Origin of the sequence: Paenibacillus cisolokensis (assembly GCF_050481165.1) — a bacterium.
GTDB lineage: Bacteria > Bacillota > Bacilli > Paenibacillales > Paenibacillaceae > Paenibacillus_AH > Paenibacillus_AH cisolokensis.
Genome location: NZ_JBCNFP010000064.1, coordinates 1 through 21,197, shown reverse-complemented (window position 1 = coordinate 21,197; position 21,197 = coordinate 1). Strand labels below are relative to the sequence as shown.

The following is a 21,197-nucleotide window of genomic DNA, read 5'->3' as shown; positions in this document are numbered from 1 at the left end:
CCTCTCCAACGCTTAATAGAAACGGGCTCCTTAGATCAATCCACTGTGGATAAGATTCGTAACGCCAAGGACACCATCGATCCTTTACTGCTACATCAACATCTGGAAAGGTTGATACAAGACGGACCAACCCTTTATCAACAGTCTCATAACTCGATTGGTTAGAAAGATGATCCACATCCGTGAGGGGTTCCCCCCACCACCTTAAACTACACTTTGGGTTAGACTTTTAAATGGGTGATCCATCACTGTTCGGTTAGATTTTTATATGGGTTGACACGTTCGGACTGCCGAACTTCCGGAAGCCAAAGGGTTGTCGCCTACTGCGATATGTTTGCCCGACATACGCGGTTTGCGACCGGAACGACGGGATCGAGAATGATGAAGGCCGCGCACCGTTACTGGGACGACAGGCGCAAGCGCGTTGTCCCATTTTGTGTCCTTTCGGGAGACGGAGATGATATACTGGTCCATAGAACGATGCGCGGCGTCGTTGTACCGGAGCGCCGCGCAGCCGACAGCTGCCACGGAAGGATGAGGGATATGCGGAAGATGATATGCATGCACGGCCTGACGCGGGAACAAGAGGATAAAATCAGGGCGGCCGCTCCCGGCTGGTCGATCCTGTTCGGAAGACCGTCCGAGCTTGACGCCGAATCGTTTCGCGACGCGGAAGTCGTCTGCGGCTGGTGTCCCGCGGTGGAAACGGAAGGTTTGCGCCCCGATTCGAAGCTGCGGTGGGTGCAGACGTGGTCGGCCGGCGTCGACAAGCTGCCGCTGGACGCGCTGGCGGCCAAAGGGGTCATTCTGACCGATGCGAGCGGCATCCATCCGATCCAGATGACCGAGACGGCTTTTGCGATGATGCTTGCTTTCGCCCGGAACGTGCATACCGCCATTCGCAATCAGGCGAAAGGCGTATGGGACAGCTCGGGGACGTTCGGCGAATTGTACGGGCAAACGATCGGCATTGTCGGAGCGGGAGCGATCGGCGGACGGCTGGCCCGGATCGCCAAAGCGTTCGGCATGCGCACGCTCGGCGTCCGCCGCTCGGGCAGGCCGGCCGCAGACTTCGACGCGATGACCGATCTAACCGGACTGCACGATGTACTTTCCGCAAGCGACTACGTCGTCAACGCGCTGCCGCTGACCGACGAAACGCGCGGGCTGTTCGGCCCGGACGCCTTCCGCAGCATGAAGCGTACGGCCCGCTTCCTCAATATCGGGCGCGGTGCCACCGTCGATACGGACGCGCTCGTCGAGGCGCTGCGGGACGGGACGATCGCCGGCGCCGGCCTCGACGTCACCGACCCCGAACCGCTGCCGGCCGACCATCCGCTATGGAAGATGGACAATGTCATCATAACGCCGCATACGTCCGGCCTGACGAACCGTTACAAGGAGCGGATAACCGAGCTGTTCTTATACAATCTGCAAACGTATTTGCGGGAAGGACGGCCGGCGCGCAACATCGTCGATTACGAGCGGCGCTACTAGTCGGGCCTAGGATCGACTCGCTATTCGCTCGCGCTACCCCCGCCGGGCGCATGACTGCGAACCTCCAGATCCTTATTCGCTCGCGCCATTCGCACCGCATGGCAAACGATATGGGAAGCGAAACGCCGGGCCGAGGGGTGCGGCCGCTTCGGTCAGTGCCCGGGGATGCGCGGCCGCTTCGGTCAGCGCCGGCCGAACGTCAGGTCCAGGTGCCAGCCCGCTGTGCCGCCGGGCTCGACCGTGCCCGCGGTTCCCCCTTCCGCTGCCCGGTCCAGCCGGTCATAATAGCCGATCCCCGGCTCAAGCGCGCATACGGTCCGGTCGTTGAACGCCCCTTCATCGATCCAGACGCCCAAGTACGGCACTTGCGCCGCATCGACGGAACAAACGACATACGCCCCCGACCGCTCCCCTTGCAGACGCGACCATCCCTCCGCCTTGCCGGCGTAATAGAACTTGCGGGCTTCCCCTGTCGTCTCGGGCCGCACAACGATCCCTTCCGCCGGGTCCCAGCGGTACGTCCTGCCCGCCTCGTACCGGCGGTCGCCGTATACGCACAGCCACGGCCCGTCCGCCTGCGGCACGACAATCCGCGTCGGTTCGGTCACCGCGAATTGCGGATGCGCGGCCCACAGAAAGCGAAGCGGCTCGGCGGCCCGGTTGCGCACTTCATAATCCAGCCGCAGCGCGCCGTCGTCCAGCCAGATCAACGTCCGGCTGAACGAATAGGGCCAGGCGGCGCCCTCCGCCGTCATCCGCAGCCTGTCGCCTGAGGCGGACCACGTCCACGGCACGGACCACAGCTCGCCGTGATCGGGCAGCCGGATGTCCCGCTCCGGGTCCGGATAGGCGCACGCGTCGATCGTCGGAAAGCATTCGTCCCAACCGCTCATGTCCGCCTTCGCAAACGGGCTGCCGTACGGCACGCGCGCCAGCTCCCGGCGGCCGGCATCCGCCAGCCACTCCTTGCCAGCCGGCTTGTAGAGCAGCGAGACGATTTTGCCGCCCAACTCCGGCACGAGCTCCGCGCGGATCAGGCGGGTTTCCGACGCAGAGCTATCTGGAACAGGCCATCCGGTACATGACCGATCATTTGGCGGATTCCTTCCGGCTCTCGGATCTGGCGCGGCATACCGGCTTGTCGAAGCAGCATTTGATTTACCTGTTCAACCGCGAAACCGGCTGCCCCCCTGTCGAATATTTTTTGCGGATGAAAATGCAGCGCGCCGGTCAACTGCTCGATTTGACCGACTGGAGTGTCAAGGAGATTGCCAGCGCTGTCGGCTTGTCCGATCCGTATTATTTTTCCCGGCTGTTCAAAAAGATGATGGGCTGCTCGCCTACGGCGTACCGCGGCATTCCGAAGGGATGATGAGGGCAAGACCTGGGAAAAATAAGGAAGACAGGAGGAGGAGCGCATGCGCAGGGACATTCGGCTGTGGACATGGAGAGGCGAGCCGTTCGAATATTCCGTTGTCGGGGAAGGCAAGCCGGTGCTGATGATGCACGGGGGCCATTCCAATTGCCGCGAGGAATTCGGCTACCGCGAGCTAATAGCGGCAGGCTACCGGCTTATTACGCCGTCGCGTCCGGGATACGGGCGCTCGTCCAAAGCGATCGGGCGCACGCTTGACGAGGCTTGCGAAGCCTATGCCGGTCTGCTCGACCATCTCGGCGCTGACGCCGTGCACGTCATCGCCTTCTCTGCCGGAGGGCCGAGCGGCATTCGCTTCGCCGGACTTTATCCGGAGCGCGTCCGCAGCCTCGTCCTGCTAAGCGCGGTAACCGGCCAATGGCTGACGCCGGACCATCGGGAATACAAGATGGCGAGAATCCTGTTCGGGCCATGGCTCGAACGTTACACCTGGCTGGCGCTGCGGCTCGCCAGCAATATATGGCCGCGCTTCGGATTCCGGCTCATCGCGCGGAACATCAGCCTGCTTCCGCTGAAGGAGATCGAGCGCCGGATGGGGCCGCTCGATATCGAAGCGGTACGCCGGATGAACAATCGCCAGCGGTCGGGCAGCGGATTCGCCCTCGACCTGAAGCAGGCGGGGCAGCTGCGGAAGGCCGATCTGGAAGCGGTGCGGGCTCCCGCGCTTATCGTGCACAGCCCGTGGGACATGTCGGTCGGCATCCGGAATGCCCGGTACGCCTGCGAGCATATTCCGCATGCCGAATTCGCGGAAGCGGACGCCTGGGGGCATCTGATCTGGCTTGGCCGGGGAGGCGGCGCCGTCGACCGGGCATGCGTCGACTTTCTCCGCCGGCACGATGGAACGGCTCCGTTCAGACCCGCGGAAACGGGGAATGCTGGCGGCTTTCCCGAAGCTCCCGCCGGACGGTCCGGTACTCCTGCGCCGAAACGCCCTCCAGTTCCCGAAACACGCGGTTGAATTGCTTGACGCTGTCGAAGCCGACCTTTGCGGCGATCTCGTAAATTTTATCGTCTGTCCGGACAAGCAGCTCCTTCGCCTTGCCGATGCGGACTTTTTTCAAATAAACGACAAAGCTCTCGCCGGTGTATTCCTTGAACGCCTGGCTGAAATACGTATAGCTTAGCGAGACATGGTTCGAGACCGTGGCCATATTCAGATCCCGATCGTAATGGTCGTGAATATATTCGACCGCCCTGCGAAGCTCCTGATGCTCGCCGTAAACCGAACGCAGCCCGCGAATGTAATCGTTCAGCCGCAGCAGCAAATCTTCGACGCAGCGGTGATAATCCCGAATCGTCTCGAATCGGCACAAATCTCCCGCCTGCTTGTACATCCGGATAATTTCGACCGATTCCTCCCCGTACCGGTTGAATGCCTGATCGAACACATGCTCGTTCAGCGCCGCGCTGATCCGTTCGGTCAGGGCGATGTCGTACCGCGCCAGCCGGTTCGCGTCGAGCAGTTCGGCAAGCAGCGCCTTCATTTCGCTGTCGCGGTCGGTGCCCAGCATATTCGCCAGCTTGCGAATCGCCTCGACGGGCACGACGTAGTCGCGGCCTTGTTCCTTCACGCTGTCGTACCGGATTACCCGCCCCGCCGCTCCGGACAGCAGCAACCGATATTTCAGCGCGCGGGAAGCCTGCTGGAAACCGCGCTTCAATTCCCCGATCCGGCGAAGTCCGGCGCTGAAGCCGATGCAGCTGCGATCGTGCCGCTCCGCCGCAAGATGCGCCATCAGCACGTCCGGCAATGCCGCGTCGTTCGTCACGAAGACGAGCTGTCCGTCCTTGTCCTCCGCCGCGACGGCCCGGGTTCTCGCGGATGCCGCAGCGCCGTCGCCGCTTTCCTTGACGGCCGCGGCCAGGCAGCGGCGCGCCGCCGCCAGACAGCGCTCTCCTGCCGGGCAGCGCAGGATGCCGACATAATAGAGCGGCTCGAACGCGCTTAAGCCGATATCGGCACAGCGGCGCTCCACTTCTTCCTCCCCGATGTCCGGATGAAGCCATATATAATTGAGCTGCGCCGCCAGCAGCTCGTCCCGGGCCCGGTCGAGCGCGTTCAGCCGGCCTGCCACTTCCCGCTGCCGGTCCAGCTCGCTGCCGGCCCGCTCCAGCGCCTTGAACAACTCTTCGCGCACGATCGGCTTGAGCAAATATTCTTTGACGCCGTAACGGATCGCTTCCTTCGCGTATTGAAAATCGTCGTAGCCGCTCAGAATCAGCACCTCGGGAGCGGAGGCGTACGAACGGATTTCGCGGATCAGCGCGAGGCCGTCCATTCCCGGCATGCGAATATCGGTTATGACCAGATCGATCGTCCGGCTCCGCATATGAACGAGCGCCTCTTCCCCGTCGGACGCGAAGCAGAAGTCGTAGCGTCCGGGTTGTTCCCGCTCGATCATCGCCTTCAGTCCGAATCGGATATTCGGTTCGTCATCCACGATCAGCAAAGTCCGCATCACTATAGCTCGCCTCCCGAGTCGATATATGGAACGCTCATGCAGATGCGCGTATACTCCCCTTCTTTGCTTTCGGCCCGCAAACCGTACGCTTTGCCGTAAAACAGCTTCATCCGCTGATTGACGTTGCGCAGGCCGATGCCGCCGCGCGCGGGACGATCGGCTCGTTGCCCGCAGTACGCGGAACGCTCCGGATCGTCCTCCGCGAACATCCGGTTGAGCGCCTCGACCTTCTGCTCCGGCATGCCGGCGCCGTCATCGGTCAATTCGATGATCATCGCGTCTCCTTCCGTTCTCGCCCGCAGCGTTACCGTCAGATCGCGTTTCCGGGACGGCGCGGCGCCGTGCTGAACCGCATTTTCGATAATCGGCTGCAGCGACATTTTCAAAAGCTGGCGGTCCAGATACATATCCGGTATCTCATTGACGATGACGATTTTTTCCGCAAAGCGAATGTTCATAATGGCCGCGTAATTGGCGATATGGTTCAGCTCGTCTCGCAGCGGCACATATTCGCTCGTCCACTGCAAATTGTAGCGCATCATGCCGCCGAGCGAAGTCAGCGCGTCGGAGATGGCCGGCTGATTTTCGATTTCGGCCAGCATCTTGATGTTTTCCAGCGTATTGTACAGAAAATGGGAATCGATCTGATTTTTCAGCGATTTCAGCTCCGCTTCCTTCGTTGCGGCGTTTTTCGTGACGGCTTCGGCGATCAGCTCGTTGATTTTTTTCAGCATTTTTCGGAAATGATGGGCAAGCTCCCCCACCTCTCCCCCGCCTTTAATCGAAAGATCGAAGTTGAAATCGCCCTGTCTGACCTTTTTCATCGATTCGGTAAGCACGCGCAATTTTTTCAAAATGTAGGAGAGCAAAAAATAAGTTGCGGCCGACAAGACGGCGAACAGGCCAAGAATGACCGCCAGCATGCCGTTTCGGGTCTGGTTGACGGCGGCAAGCGCGTTTTCCAGCGACGCGACGCGCATCAGATAGGCGCCGATCCGTTCGTTGTACACATACGCGCACAGAAACGGCCGGTTGCCGGCCGTAAACGTAACGCTGTGCACGCCCGGCTCCCGGCTTTCGAGCCGGCTCGCCAGTTGCTGCGTCGAAAGCCCTGTCCGGTTCAGAAACGGGCTCGAAACGTCATAATAAAACCGGCCGTCTCCGTCCACGACGAACATTTGCGACTGCCCGTCATGCGCGTCCCGGAACGTGTTCGGAAAAAAATTGGCAAGCAGCATGTCGATCTGCATAATGCCGACGTCCCGGCCGATCGGGTATTCGATTTCGCGCAGCAGCGAAATTTTCGGCCGGTTCACTTTTTCGGCGTCCACGTTGCGCAGTATCGGATCGCGGTCCTGCCGGTCGAACGTCCACAGCTCCTTGCCGTTTCGCTCCCGCACCTTCTCATACCACGGCTCGCCGCGAATCCGCGACGCCTGAATGAACACCGGCCATATTTCGATGACGAACGGGCTTTCCGCATAGAGCCGGATATGCTCGACGTTCGGATTGTTGTACTGGAGCCGGAGAAGATTGGCTACGGCGTTCCGGTTAAAATCGATCAATTCGCTTGTGTTCGGTTCGCTCGTCTGCTCCAGATAGTACAAAATATCTTTGTCGGAGACGGCCAGCTGCGCCGCCCGTTCCATCGTTTCGATGCTGCGGGCGATATTGACCGTTTCAAATTCGAGCGCGGTTATATTCGTTTTCCGCACGTCTTCCAAATACTTGTGCGACAGCTGGTTGAACACCGGAACGGATATGAGCACGCCAGGCAGCAAAATGATCAAAATATAAATGATGAACAACCGCTTCTGCAGCGACAGCTGGCCGATTCGGACGAGCCAGCGTTCTAAGGCGGAGCCGGGTCGTCTGAACATATCGCGCATCACATCCTTTGACTTTGACGAAGAAAGCCGAAAAACCCAAACGAATTTGGGTTTTCGGGGACGGACGGCCATCCGGCGGTCCGAACGGCTTATTTCAAAAACTCTTCGAGCCGTTTTACATTTTCCTCGTATTTTTGCTGCTGATAAGCGCGCACCTTCTCATAGCCCGCTTCTTCGCGCTTTTTCAAAAATTCGTCGAACAGCTTGTCGAATTCCTCGTCCGTTTTGGCGAGCAGCAGCTTCGGCAGCGTTTTCCCCCATAGCTGTCCGATCTTCGTATTGGCGATGCCCTCTTCGGAATTGCCGGTCGGATTGATCTGATCGAATTGGGAAAAGCTTTTCGTTTTCCCTTTGGTCCAATCCTCAAGCTGCTTGGCGGGCTCGACGCTCGGCGGCGCCCACTGCAAATTCATGTTCGTATCCATCAGCATCCAGAAGGTGTATGACGCGCCGTATTGCTTGTCGAATGCCGACCGGTCCTTGTTCAGCAATTCGAGCGCTTCCGGCTTGAACTGGTCCTTGCCGTCGATCGTATCGTACGTGACGCCCTTCTCGCCCAGGTACAAATCTTTGTTTCCTTCCTCGCTGATCAGATAGGTGAGAAACCGGATCGCTCTCTCCTTGTCCTTGACGTCCTTGGAGATCAGCGTCACCGTCCAGCCGGAGATGCCCGGTCCGGCCAGCGTCGGCGGGTCCATATTGCTGTTCGCGGGACCGTCCACCGCGATATAGACGGAGTTCGGATCGTTCGCATACAGCACGTTTTGCTGAGCGGCAAAGTCGCTGCGCTGGTACAGCATCGCGAAATAGCGGCCCTGGGCGATTTTCTCTTCCATCTGCGGACGTTTGTCGATGAAGATGTCCTTGGCGAGCAGACCTTCCTCTTCCGCCTTGCGGAACGTCTTCAACCACCGGATATATTCGGGATCGGTCACCCGATCGTAGAGCTTCCCGTCCTTCTCCATCGGAATGGCGAGGAAGTTTTGCAGGTAGCCTTCCAGCGAATAGTTGCCGGTCTCGCTGAATTCGTGAAGGCCGATCGGAATAAGCGGCTGTCCGTTCACGTCCGGGAACTTCTCCTTCGCCGCCTTGAGCGCATTCAGAAAGCCTTCGGGCGTCCGCATGTCCGGCTTGCCGAGCGCTTCGTACATGTCCTTGCGGACGACGAACGTCTGGTTGGACGTATATTCGCGGGAATATTTCTCGAAGTCTTTCGGAGAAGACGAGGCGTTCGGATATGCGTACACATTGCCGTCATCCTTCGTGTACCAGGACAGCTTGGCCGGATCGGCCACCTTGAAGAAATACGGGTCGTACTGCTCGGCCAGCTCGTTAAGCGGCAGCACCAGCCCGCCGTCGATCATCGCCTGGACGCCGTCCTCGTACCAGCCCAGCGTAATGAAATCCGGCAGCTTGCCCGAAGCGATCATCGTATTCAATTTCTCGTTCTCGTTTCCGGCCGGGACGATGAAATTGATATCGACGCCGGTTTTCTTGGTTACATACTGGCTTGTCGGATCCACCCCCCATTTGTTCGGAAACCAGGAGAAGTTCAAATACCAGTCGAACGTAATCGGCGAGGTGTCCGCCTTCCAGCCCGGCTCATCCGGATTGGGCGGCTGGCTTTCTTCTTTCGGCGTTTCGCCGGCCGGTTCCTTCTTGGCGGTCCCCTGGTCTTCCCCGGCCGTGCTTCCGCCGCCCGAACAAGCCGCCAATGCGAATACGAGACCGAAGATCAGCGCGAGCGCCAGAAGTTTTTTCGCCCTGTCGTTTGCCATCCTATACCTACCCCTTTTCGATTTATAAGTTTCAGGTTATGGAAACTCCCTAGCCCTTGATCGAACCGATCATCAGCCCTCTGACAAAATATTTTTGCAGGAACGGATAAACGAATACGATCGGCGCGGTGGTTACCACCATCGTCGCCAGCTTGACGGACTGGGAGGTGACGCTTTTGGATATGCCGCCGGGCATGGCCGCCACCATCTGGTTGGAGCTCGATTGCGCGACGACGCGGTACAGAAAGGTCTGGATCGGCTGCAAATCCTGGTTGTTGATATAAATCATGCCCGTGAAATAATCGTTCCACTGATATACGCCGTGAAACAGCGCAATGGTGGCGACGACGGGCATTGATACCGGAATGATGATCCGGCAGAAGATCGACAGGTCGTTGGCCCCGTCGATGCGCGCGGCTTCTTCCAGCCCTTCGGGTATATCGCGGAAAAAGGACAGGAAGATGATAAGATGGAAGAAGCTGAACATGGCCGGTATGATGTAAACGAGAAAGCTGTCGAGCAGGTGCAGGTCGCGAATGAGCAAATAGTACGGAATGAGACCGCCGCCGAAAAACAGCGTGATCGTGCCGACGGTCATGTACAGGTTGCGGCCGATCAGTTCCTTGCGCGATACCGCATAGGCGACCATCGCCGTAAAGAAGACGTGGGCGGCCGTCCCGACGACCGTCTTGGCCACCGTTACGCCCATCGCCGTCATAATGCCGGGACTTGCGAATACCGCCCGGTAGCTGTCGAAACTGAACACGCGCGGCCACCAGTAAATTCCTCCCCGCATCGCGTCCTGCCCGTCGTTGAAGGAATTGACAAGCACATACCAGATCGGGTAGATCGTAAGGAAACAGATAAGCAGCATGCCGAGGATGTTGACGGCGTCGAAGACGCTTTCCCCGGCTGTTTTGCGTTTCAGCATCAGCACCTTGAGGAAACCACCTTTTGACTAGAATAGTGAAGACTGGTTCAGCTTCTTCGTGACCGTGTTGGCGGCCAGCAGCAGCATCAGCGCAATGACCGATTTGATCAGTCCGACCGCGGTCGCATACGAATAACGGGCGTTCAGCAATCCGGTCTGGTAGACGTAGATGTCGATCACGTTGCTGGCGCTCTCGTTGAGCGGATTGCGCAGGACGAGAATCTGGTCGAAGTTGGAGTTCAGCACGCCGCTCACCGCAAGAATGAACAGAATCGTCACCGTTCCTTTAATGCCCGGGAGCGTGACATACCACATCTTCTGGAATCGTCCGGCGCCGTCGATCGTAGCCGCCTCGTACAGCTCGGGCGATACGCCGGCGATCGCCGCCAGATAGATGATGGCCGACCAGCCGAGCTCCTTCCAGATGTCGGAGGCGATGACGATCGTCCAGAAATAGGACGGTTCGGCCAAATAGCTGACCGGCTCCGATATGAGGCCGAGCGACAGGAGCAGCTTGTTGACGATGCCGACATCGGCAAGCCATGTCGCCAAAATGCCGCCAAGAATGACCCAGGACAGAAAATGGGGCAAATACGAGATCGTCTGGATCGACTTCTTGAAACGGAGCGACCGCAGCTCGTTCAGGAACAGCGCGAACAGAATGGGCAGCGGAAAGCCGATGACCAGCTTGATGACGCTGATGCCGAGCGTATTGCGAATGACGTTCGGCAGCTCTTCGTCTTCCAGAAACGCCTTGAAATGCTCCAGGCCGACCCACGGCGCTTCCGCGACGGACCGGATGATGCTGAAATCTTTGAAGGCGATTACAATTCCGTACATCGGAATGTAGTTGAAGACGACCATCCAGGCGACGCCGAGAAGCGCCATCGCCTGCAGGTAGCGCTGGGCGGCCAGCCTGCGCAGCAGCCTCCGCGCGCGAAGTCCGCGGGACGCGGGCTGGATCGGCGGGGGAAGCGGCCGATCGGGCCGTATGGTGTTCATCATGAATGATCCTCCGTCTGTCGTTTGCGTATTGTAAGCGATTTCGAAAATCGGTTGTATTTACAGTCTATCTGCCGGAACGGCGAAAAGTAAGGTTCCATTTTTCCGATCGAGGGTCAAAATTTACGCTAAACAGCCCCTCCGCTATTTTTTTGAGGAATAGCGGAGGGGCTGTCTTGTTACGTATGCGGCAAAGCTTTGCCGGCGGCGGCAGACGGCTGCCCGGCATCCGGCTGCGCGGTACGCGGCCGCAGCATGACGGTGACGACATGCTGGCGGCCGTCGTCGGACAGCTCGAACGAAACGCCGGTGTCCGGATCTCCTTCAAGCCGGATGTGCGCATCGCTCTCCGGAGTCTCGGGCATCTCCGGCATCTCTGCCGCATCGTCCCGGCCGTCCGGGTCCGGCGGAAGCGCGCCGCCGGCCAGATTGCGGACGACGATCCGGTAATTCGTCGTCCCGAAGCGGTAGATGGCGGTATATCCCGGCCAATCGTCCGGGATGCAGGGCCGGACGATCAGCTTGCCGCCTTCGCGGCGCAGTCCGAGTATCCATTCGATGCCGGCCTGGTACATCCATCCCGACGAGCCGGTATACCACGTCCATCCGGCCCGCCCTTCGTGCGGCGCGCTCGTATAGACGTCCGCCGCCATCACGTAAGGCTCGCCGGCGTATGTCCGCACGTCGCCGGGGCTGCGGGCGTGAGCCAGCGGATTGAGCATATGGAACAATTCCGCCGCCTTGTTCCCGTCGCCGAGCATGCACCAGGCGACGACGCTCCAGATGACGCCGTGCGTATATTGCGCGCCGTTCTCCCGAATGCCGGGCGGGTAGCCTTGAATATACCCGGGGTTCGGGTCCGTCCGGTCGAACGGCGGCGTGAGCAGGCGGGCGACGGCCAGGCCGCGGTCGACCAGCTCGCGATCGAACGACCGCATCGCCTTAAGCGCGCGATCGCGCGGGGCGGCGCCGGAGATGACGGACCAGGACTGGGCGATGGCGTCGATCCGCGCCTCTTCGTTGCGGTTCGACCCGATCCAGTGCCCTTCGTCCGCCCGGGCGCGCCTGTACCATTCGCCGTCCCAGGCGCGTTCGTTCAGCGCATCGGCGATGGCTTGCCGGCGGTTCCGGCAGGTCAGCGCCCTTGCCGCCTCGCCGCGCAGCTCGCAAATTGCCGCGAACCGTTCGAGCACGTCGCATAAAAACCAGCCGAGCCAGACGCTTTCGCCCCGGCCGAGGTCGCCGATCGAATTCATGCCGTCGTTCCAGTCGCCGATGCCCATTAGCGGCATGCCGTTTTCCCCCAGCCGGTACGCCCGCTCGATCGCCCGCCAGCAATGTTCGTATACGGTGCCGGATTGCGGCGAACGGACCGTCTCCTCGTACCGTTCGTGCTCATGCTCCTCAAGCGGCGGGCTGTGCAGGTAAGGGACGATTTCGTCCAGCACGCTTTCGTCCCCCGTATGCGCGATGTACCGCGATACGGCGTAGGGCAGCCACAGCAAATCGTCAGAATAGCGGGTCCGGATTCCCCGTCCCGTCTCGTCGTGCCACCAATGCTGCACATCGCCTTCCTCGTATTGATGGGCCGCATGCAGCAATATTTGGGCGCGCGTCAGGTCGGGACGCGTATGCAGCAGCGCGAGCGAATCCTGCAACTGGTCGCGGAAGCCGTACGCGCCGCCCGCCTGGTAAAAGCCGGTTCTCGCCCACATGCGGCAGGACAGCGTCTGGTACAGCAGCCAGCCGCCGAGCAGCAGATCCATCTCTTTGTCCGGCGTTTTCACGACGATTTGGTCGAGAATGCCGTCCCAATAATCGCGCATATCGGCGAAAGCCGTCTCGCAAGCTTCCGCGCTGCCGTATTCGCGGACGAGGCGGACCGCTTCTTCTCGCGAAGGCGCCGCTCCGAGCAGCACATACACTTTGCGGACGCTGCGCGGCGCGAGCTCAAGCCGCAGCCGGATCGCGCCGCAGCTGTCGGCGTGCGGACCGGTTGCATTCGACAACCGGTCGCCGGCCAAGCCGGCCGGCCGTTCCGGCGCCCCGCCGGGACCGAACAGTTCCGCACGGTCCGCCGTGTACGACAGCCTGTCGTCCGCCTGCGCCCGCATGCCGGCTTCGTCCGGTTCGTCCGCTGCGACCGCGCCGTCCTTATCGTGCACGTGAAGGAAAGCGACCGCATCCCGGAACGTATCCTGATACGTATTGCGGGCCAGCAAACATTCCGCTGTCGAATCCCATTCCGACACGATATGCGGCGCGCTGTCCGGCCGGCGGACGCCCAGCACCCAGTCGCAGCGATAGACGACCGACAGCGTGCGCGGGCTGTCCGCTACATTTTCCAGCTGCAGTTCGACGATTTTGACGGCGTCTTCCCGCGGCACGAAGACGGTCATCTGCTGCCGGAGCCCGCGGCAGAGCCGTCTGAACCGCGTATACCCGCGCCCGTGGGCGACGGTGCAATTGGCCGGTTCCAGCGTAGGGGAAGGCGCGGGCGACCAGATGTCGCCCGTTTCCTCATCCTTGATATAACAAGCCTCGCCCGGAGGGTCGAGCACCGGGTCGTTCGACCATGGCGTCAGCTTGAACTCACGGCTGTTGCGCCACCACGTATACCCGGTGCCAAGCTCCGTCACGAGGCAGCCGAACGAACGGTTCGCCAGCACGTTCGACCACGGGGCGGGCAAATATTTGCCGCCGCGCAGCACGATCCGGTATTCCTTTCCGTCGGGAGAGAATCCTCCCCAGCCGTTGAACAGCTCCCAGTCCTCCGGATCTTCCGCCGCATCCGGCGCCTCGCGCGGCGGGGCGGAGCCCGCCGCGGTCATCACGGGCCGCTGCTCCGCCTCCGCCGGCCGGTTGCCGGCGGTCTTGACCCGCAGCTGCGCGCCGAGGCTCGGCCCGTCGGCGCGCAGCGTCACCCGGGCGACGGCCAGCAGCAGCGTCTTCTCGGCATCGGCGATTTGCGAAGCGGCGACGAGGTATACCCCGCCGGGCTGCGGATGGGGATAGTCGGCGCTCTGCTCGATGGCGCGCCGCAGCGCTTCCTGCATGTCCTGCTGGTAGCCGTCGTCCGATTCGTTCAGCAGCACCAGATCGAACGGCAGACCGAGACGGCGCAAATAGCCGTGACCGGCGATCATTTTGGCGGCGAACGACAGATGGGCGCTGTCCCGGATACGCACGAGCGCGATCGGCAGATCGCCGGAAATGCCGAGCGGCCACAGGCCGGTCTGGCTTTTGACGTTCGCCGCGATCGCCTTCGCCCGGTCCTTGCGCAGCGGCGCCGGATAGAGCAGCCGGCCCGCCAGCGTCTGGAACTGCGTCGCTTCGGCGGCGGTCAGCCGCTGATGTCTGAGATCGATGCGGCTGCGGGTCCAGGCGAGCTGGAACGTCCGTTCCGCCTGCTGCGCGCCGCACAGCGCGCGCACGATCTCCACCGCTTCGCCGCGCTCGCCCGCCACGCCGGTCGCCGCGAACAAGGACACGCGCTCGCCCGGTCCGACCGACACCCGCCTGCGCATGACGAAGACGGGATCGAGCACGGCGCCGACCGTTTCCGTCAGCCGAGAAGCGAGTCCTTGCGGACGGGCGAGCGTATGGCCCCGTCCGATGAAGCTGGAGCGGTCCGTCTCGTATTCGACCGGCCCGAGCGGCTCGCAGCCCGCGGTCAGCGCATGCGCCGCCCAGCGCGGCTGCTCGTCTTCGGTGCGCGGCCGGCGGACGGCGAGCAGGCAGCCGGCCGCTTCATCGTATTCGGTCTGCACGAACAGCTTGCTGAACGCCATATGCGCATCGTCCGCGGCCGGAGGCGCGAGCGCCAGCTCCACATAGGTCGTCACCTCGAGGATGCGCGTCCGGTCCCCTTCGTTCGTCAAGGTCAGCCGTCTTAGCTCCGCATCCGACTCCGGCGACACGCAGATGTCGAGCTCGGTGGCGATTTCGCCGTCCCGCCGCAGAAACCGCGCCTGCTCCAGCGAAAACTGCGCGCGCTGGTCGGAGGACGACGTCATGCACGGACCGTAGGCAGGCGACCATACATCCCCGCTTTCCACGTCGCGGATGTACATGCATTGCCCCGGCGGATCGACGGCAGGGTCTTCCCGCCAGCGGGATACCGCGATGCCGTCGTACCGGCTGAAGCCGCCTCCCCGGTTGGTGACGACCGTCGTGTACGAGCCGTTCGACAGCACGCATACTTCCGGAACCGGCGTATGCGGCGTGTCGAACTCGCGCAGCGGCATCCCCGCCTCCTCGCGGTTTGCCGGCTGCCGCGTCTTGAAACGGGCGGACGCGTCGGATACGATCGCCGGCTTCTCCGGCACCCGTTCCTGCAGAAGCAGCTCGGCCGCCTGCACCCGCTTGTCGCGATGAAACCGGTCGTACATCTTGTAAGGAAGCAGCAAATTGCCGAGCGTCAGCATGCTCATGCCCAGATGATGGGCCATAAAACTGCGGACGACCATCCGGTCGCGTTGATCCGGCATCCGCTTCTCCGTGTAGTCGATCGCCTCATAGTAACCGTACTTCCCGCGGGCGCCGGCCGCCGCCATGCGGCGCAAATCGGCCAACGCCTCCCGCGGAGCGTACGGCAGCGCCATAATCGTGGCATACGGCGCGACCACAAGCTCTTCGTCAAGCCCGCGCTGGAAGCCGAGCCCCGGCACGCCGAACGCCCGGTACTGGTAATTCATCCGGTAGTCGAACGCATAGTAGCCGGATTCGGATATGCCGAACGGGACGCCGCGCTGGCGGGCGTAATCGATCTGGCGCCGGACGACGCCCCGGTACGTGGCGTCCCATATCGTATTGCGGTACGTCCGCATGACGAGGGCCGGCATCAAATATTCGAACATCGTCCCCGACCATGACATCAGCGTCGGATGCTTGCCCGACCGGGTCATGGCCCGCCCCAGCTTGAACCAGTGGGAAGGCGGCACCTGCCCCGTCGCGATCGCCAGGAAGCTGGCCTGACGCGCCTCGGAAGCGAGCAGGTCGTACAGAATCGTCTCCCGCTGCTTCAGCCCGGCATGATAGCCGAGCGCGAACAGTTGGGTACGTTCGTCGTAAAGCGGGCGAAAATCCGTATCCGAGATCAGACGCTCGATCCGGGCCGCGAGCCGCTCCGCCCTTTCCCGCCATTCGTCTTCGCTGTCGCGGGCCGCCCATTCCGTGACGCCTTCCTTCACAACGATCAGATAAGCGACGAAATTGCCCGAATCGACCGTCGAGACATAAACGGGCGGCAGCGGACGCAGCGTCGTCGTATCGTACCAGTTGTACAGATGGCCGCACCACTTGTCCATCCGCTCGATCGTGCCGACGGTCCGCTCCACCCGCTCGATCAGCTCCGGCGTGCCGATAAACCCGAAATCGCGGGCCGCCAGCGTGCTGGCGAGCATCAGCCCGATATTGGTCGGCGATGTCCGGTGCGCCGCCCCTGTGGGAGGATCGATCTGCACGTTGTCCGGCGGCAGCCAATGGTCGCGCTCGCCGGCGTATTCCTCGTAATACTTCCATATTTCCTCGGCCACAGCGCGCAGCTCGTCCTTGTCGGAATCTTTCAACGCTTCCGGCGCGGAAGCCGGGGAACGGCTCAGCCAGCCGGCGACAAGCGGAGCGGCCAGCCATATGACGGCGATCGCAAGCCCCGTCCAGCGCAGCCAGGGCACAGGGGCGAATGCCGCTGCCGCGGCAAACAGCAGGGTCAATGCGACGCCGGCCCGGTAGCCGGACAGCTGCAGCTTCTCCTTGCGGCTGCGCCGCTCCGTCTCCGCCGAGCTGGTCCATTCCAGCAGGCGGCGCTTCGATACGAACAGCCGGAACAGCGTCCGGCCGATCGCATCGAGCAGCAGCGCCGACTGATGCGGAAGCGCGGCGAGCGTCACCGCCGCCTGTCCGGCGGCCGGCAGCAGCAGACCCGGACGGCGAACGAGCCGCGCCGGCGCCACGATGGCGCGAACGACGGGCATCGCGATCGTCGCCAGCGCGATGGCGACGGCGGAGCCGCCGGCGGGCGGCGGCAGCAGCATGCCGAGCAGCAGCAGCGCATACAACGCCGGCTGCAGCAAGCTTCGGCGCAAATTGTCGATCATTTGCCAGCGGGTGAGCGCCGGCAGATCGACCGGCCTGAGCCGGCCGTGGCGGTCGCATACGCGCGGCATCAGCCAGCAGAGCAGCTGCCAATCGCCGCGCACCCACCGGTGCAGCCGGCGCTGGTGAGCCCGGAACGAAGCGGGATGGCCGTCGATCAGCTCGATATCGGCCAGCAAGCCGCCGCGCAGAAAGCCGCCTTCCAGCAGATCGTGGCTGAGCACGCGGTTGTCGGGAATGCGGTCGCTCAGCACGCGGGCGAACATCTCCGCGTCGAATATCCCTTTTCCGGTAAAAATGCCTTGACCGAGCGCATCCTGATACGGATCGGACACCGCAAACGCGTACGGGTCGATGCCCGGTTCTCCGGCCCACAGCCGCGTAAGCCGGGATTCCTGCACCGAAGCGTAGCTCACTCCGATGCGCGGCTGCAGCACGCCGTATCCTTCCGCGACGCGCGTTCCCGCCGCGTTCAGGCGCGGGCGGTTGTAAGGCAGATGAATCGTGCCGATCATCCGCTGGGCGGAGCCGATCGGCAGCTGCGTATCCGCATCCAGCGTGATGACGTAGCGGATGCGGGACAATATATCGCGGTTTCCGACAATGACGCCGAAGCTCGTCTCCTTGCCGCCGCGCAGCAGCTCGACGAACTCGACCAGCTTGCCCCGTTTTCGTTCCCAGCCCATCCAGACATTTTCCGACGGGTTCCACTTCCGGTGCCGCTGCAGAAGCAGGAACGGTTGCCGTCCCCCTTCGCCGTCCGAATAGGTCCGGTTCAGCGCCTCGATCCGTTCGCGGGCGCGGGCCAGCACGGCTTCGTCCGTCTTTTTCCGCTCTTCATCCGCATCGGCAAAATCGCCGAGCAGCGCGAAATAGATATTCGGATCGCGGTTAGCCAAATAATGCAGCTCCAGCCGGTCGGCCAGCTCGTCCGCTTCTTCGGGCCGCGACCAGATGACAGGCACGACGACGATCGTCGCGGCGTCGGGCGCGACGCCGGAAGCGTAATCGTAGCGCAGCAGCGGACGGGAGCGGAACGTGCGGCGAATGAGGCCGTGCGCAATCGTGACCGCCCATTCCCCCGCCGGCATGATCAGCGCGAGCAGAAGCAGCGCCTGCAGGCCGGGGCCGAGAGCCGCGCCGCGATCCGACCAGATTGCAAAAAGCGTCAGCGCCGCGGCGAACAGTCCGGCCAGCAGCGTAAAATAAGCCGCCGATCCGCGCGGCAGCAAGAACGTCTCGGGCATGCGGCGCGGATCGGCGCATTCGCGCAGCGAACGCTGCAGTTCGGCCATTCCGGCAGGGTCGAGCAAATAGTAGGCGACATAGGCGCTGCGGGGCGGGAGCGGCGCGTTCGGTCCGGGCTTGCCGTCGACCGACTCCGAAGCTCCCGCTTCGGTATCGTCTGCGTGCCGCCCGGCGAGCATGACCGCGCGCTCGGCGACCAGGTTCTCCGGCACGCGCATCCGCTGCGCCAGCCGTTCCACCCGCGTGCGCAGCGTGTGGCGGCTTTCCGCCGTCATGAGCGCATACGTGCCCGCGCGCTCTTCGCGAAGCGTCCGCTCGGCGACGCATATTTGTTCGAATACGGACTCCCATTCGCCCCTGGCGAGCGACCTGAGGCTCCGGATGATATTGCCGGCCGCCAATTCGTAGGAAGCTTGCAGCCGGTGCTCGTAGGTGATAAGCCGGTTCAGGCTTTCCGCGCCGTTATCCAGACTGCAGACGAGCCAGTCGCGCACCGCGGCGGCGTCGTCCGTCCATTCGTTCAGCCGCGATGCCAGATATACGATCAGCCCGCCGGACAGCGGCATCGGAATGCCGGCCTTCTCCAGCGCATCCCTGACCGCGCTTCCGTCCGGCTTCTCCCGCTCCCGGAACAGCGGTTCGAGAATCGCATCCGCCTGCTCGCACATCTTCCTGCGTTCGCGCACCGACCGCATCACGGCCGCATACCGGCGGATCAGCGCCACGCGCAGCAGCACAGGGAACGACCAGCACTCGGCGATCGTCAGCACCGCCGCTTCCTGATAGGCGTTCACAAAAGCGGCAAACGTATCTTCGTCGTAAGCGCCGTCGACAAGCGACAGATATTCCCGGCATATCGCCGTTGCCCGCCATTCGTCCGATCCGCGCAGCATCGGCAGCCGGCCGGAGGCGATGCCGCCCAGTCCGCGCCGGACGGACAACGCCTGTTCCTCCATAAAATCGGCATGATCAAGCAGCCACTCCTCCGCCGGCTGGGAGCAGACGGCTCCCTCTTGCTTCAGCAGCGCCGCATACTTCCGCAAGCTCTCCATATCGCGATGAAACGATTTCCATAATGCCTTGCCTTGCCGCCGCGCCCCGTCCGGATTGTGGGTCAATGCCAGCTCACGCGCCTGCTGTTCGAGTTGCTCGGCGTTCAGAATCATAGTTTCCCCCTTCGAATAACATGCGTTTTGGGAAAATACGCGTCAATGCTCGCAACCGTCGGCTGCAAACATTGCCTGAACTAAATATTCCCAAGGCGGAGGAAAAATATGAGCCCGTCGCCGCTTCGGCCCCGTCGGGGCCGTCCCGTCAATCGAACAGGTGCCGGTATTCGCCGTATCCTTCCTTCTCCAGATCTTCTTTCGGAATAAACCGGAGAGCGGCCGAATTGATGCAGTAGCGGAGGCCGCCCGGCTTCGGTCCGTCGTCGAATACGTGACCCAAATGCGAGTTGCCTTTCCGGCTCCGCACCTCGGTCCGGATCATGCCGTGGCTCAAATCGATATGTTCCGTCACGTTGGACGGATCCACCGGCTTTGTAAAGCTCGGCCAGCCGCATCCCGAGTCATACTTGTCGCGCGAGGTGAACAGCGGCTCGCCGGAGACGATGTCGACATACAGTCCCTCTTCTTTATGATCCCAAAACTCGTTGTGAAACGGCGGCTCCGTGGCTCCCCGTTGGGTCACCTCGTACTGGAGCGGCGTCAGCCGGCGCTTCAGCTCGGCCTCGTCCTTCGGCAAGCTCCAGTGCTTCGCGATGAAGGCGTCGCGTCCCGAGCCTTTTCTGTACATTTTGTAGCGGAGCGGCTGCTTTTTATGGTAATCCTGATGATATTCCTCGGCGGGATAGAACGGCCCCGCAGGGACGATTTCCGTCACGATCGGCCGATCGAAGCGGCCGCTTGCTTCAAGCTCCCGCTTGGACGCCTCGGCCGCCAGCCGTTGCTCCTCATTATGGTAAAAAATCGCCGTTCTGTACGAATCCCCGCGGTCGTGAAACTGGCCGCCCGCATCGGTCGGATCGATTTGCTGCCAGAAAATGTCGAGCAGCTTCGTGTAGGGAAACACGTTCGGGTCAAACGTAATTTGCACCGCTTCCGCATGGCCCGTCGTCCCCGAGCATACCTCCTCATAGGTCGGGTTCGGCTTATGTCCGCCGGTGTAGCCCGATACGACCTTTTTAATGCCGGGCATCTCTTCGAACGGAGAAACCATGCACCAGAAGCAGCCGCCGGCGAATGTCGCCAGCTCCAGGCCCGCGTCCAATTCCGTATTGCGCTCGTTGTCGCTCATTTCGATCAATCTCCTTTCGCCGCTTGTATGGTCAATATCTGATTAAAACGATATGGTTATAATTCGATGATAAGTGAAAACCGTATGCATAAGCAAATCGGAAATCGTCGTTTTTCTCACGCTCACCAGCCGCCGGGCGGCGCGTAACGGAATAAAGAGGGGCTATCCCGGATGTACGTGGCTTATCTCGAATGTTCGCGGCCTATCTCGGATGTTCGCGGCCTATCTCGGATGTTTATGGCTTATACCGAATGTTCGTGACCTATCTCGGATGTTTATGGCTTATACCGAATGTTCGTGACCTATCTCGGATGTTTATGGCTTATACCGAATGTTCGTGACCTATCTCGGATGTTTATGGCCTATCTCGACTGCATGGTGTGCGAGGGGGATATTCGAGAAGTTTCCCGGCTCAAGTTCGTGCTCGGCGAAGGCGGCATGGCGTGGCATTTTTCATTCATTTCAAATCAACCAATCCTGCAAAAATGCAGTTTTTTCCCGCTATTAACGGCCCGAACGCTCAAATTACTGCGATTATGCACTAGCGTTGCATCAAAC

Annotated in this window: 12 protein-coding genes; 4 read left to right on the top strand and 8 right to left on the bottom strand. The window is 61.6% G+C overall.

Going from position 1 to position 21,197, the window contains the following annotated elements; all coding sequences use genetic code 11:
* Positions 1-543 precede the first annotated feature (543 nt).
* Positions 544-1,497: a D-2-hydroxyacid dehydrogenase gene (locus tag ABEV74_RS11520; RefSeq protein ID WP_430146159.1), complete on the top strand. Its 954-nt coding sequence runs from the start codon at positions 544-546 to the stop codon at positions 1,495-1,497.
* A 182-nt stretch (positions 1,498-1,679) separates the two neighbouring features.
* Here the strand turns inward: ABEV74_RS11520 and ABEV74_RS11515 are convergent, their stop codons facing one another.
* The gene (locus tag ABEV74_RS11515) at positions 1,680-2,507 is read right to left on the bottom strand and encodes a hypothetical protein (protein WP_430146158.1); all 828 of its coding nucleotides are present in this window, start codon (positions 2,505-2,507) and stop codon (positions 1,680-1,682) included.
* A gap of 71 nt (positions 2,508-2,578) precedes the next feature.
* Here ABEV74_RS11515 and ABEV74_RS11510 point away from each other — a divergent pair, with 71 nt between their 5' ends.
* The gene (locus ABEV74_RS11510; protein WP_430146156.1) at positions 2,579-2,869 is read left to right on the top strand and encodes a helix-turn-helix domain-containing protein; all 291 of its coding nucleotides are present in this window, start codon (positions 2,579-2,581) and stop codon (positions 2,867-2,869) included.
* A gap of 46 nt (positions 2,870-2,915) precedes the next feature.
* Entirely contained in the window at positions 2,916-3,893 is a 978-nt protein-coding gene (locus tag ABEV74_RS11505) for an alpha/beta fold hydrolase (RefSeq protein WP_430146155.1), read from the top strand.
* Here the strand turns inward: ABEV74_RS11505 and ABEV74_RS11500 are convergent.
* From ABEV74_RS11500 to msrA, 7 genes are all read right to left on the bottom strand, one after another.
* Positions 3,787-5,394 carry a response regulator gene (locus ABEV74_RS11500; protein WP_430146226.1) on the bottom strand — a complete coding sequence of 536 codons (1,608 nt, stop codon included), beginning with the start codon at positions 5,392-5,394 and terminating at the stop codon, positions 3,787-3,789. The two genes, ABEV74_RS11505 and ABEV74_RS11500, sit on opposite strands and share 107 nt — an antisense overlap.
* Positions 5,395-5,396: 2 nt before the next feature.
* Positions 5,397-7,277 (bottom strand): cache domain-containing sensor histidine kinase, encoded by a 1,881-nt coding sequence (locus ABEV74_RS11495; protein ID WP_430146154.1) that lies wholly within the window; start codon positions 7,275-7,277, stop codon positions 5,397-5,399.
* A 98-nt stretch (positions 7,278-7,375) separates the two neighbouring features.
* Complete coding sequence (locus ABEV74_RS11490) at positions 7,376-9,064, bottom strand: type 2 periplasmic-binding domain-containing protein (RefSeq protein WP_430146153.1); 1,689 nt, start codon at positions 9,062-9,064, stop codon at positions 7,376-7,378.
* Positions 9,065-9,113: 49 nt separating this feature from the next.
* Positions 9,114-9,995: a carbohydrate ABC transporter permease gene (locus ABEV74_RS11485; protein WP_430146224.1), complete on the bottom strand. Its 882-nt coding sequence runs from the start codon at positions 9,993-9,995 to the stop codon at positions 9,114-9,116.
* Between the two features lie 27 nt (positions 9,996-10,022).
* Positions 10,023-11,000 (bottom strand): ABC transporter permease, encoded by a 978-nt coding sequence (locus tag ABEV74_RS11480; protein ID WP_430146151.1) that lies wholly within the window; start codon positions 10,998-11,000, stop codon positions 10,023-10,025.
* A 176-nt stretch (positions 11,001-11,176) separates the two neighbouring features.
* Positions 11,177-19,507 carry a glycoside hydrolase family 94 protein gene (locus tag ABEV74_RS11475; RefSeq protein ID WP_430146149.1) on the bottom strand — a complete coding sequence of 2,777 codons (8,331 nt, stop codon included), beginning with the start codon at positions 19,505-19,507 and terminating at the stop codon, positions 11,177-11,179.
* Positions 19,508-19,655: 148 nt separating this feature from the next.
* Positions 19,656-20,639: a peptide-methionine (S)-S-oxide reductase MsrA gene (msrA, locus tag ABEV74_RS11470; protein ID WP_062491020.1), complete on the bottom strand. Its 984-nt coding sequence runs from the start codon at positions 20,637-20,639 to the stop codon at positions 19,656-19,658.
* Positions 20,640-20,996: 357 nt separating this feature from the next.
* Here msrA and ABEV74_RS11465 point away from each other — a divergent pair.
* The coding region (locus ABEV74_RS11465) for a hypothetical protein (RefSeq protein WP_430146147.1) at positions 20,997-21,197 on the top strand (201 nt) is incomplete at its 3' end.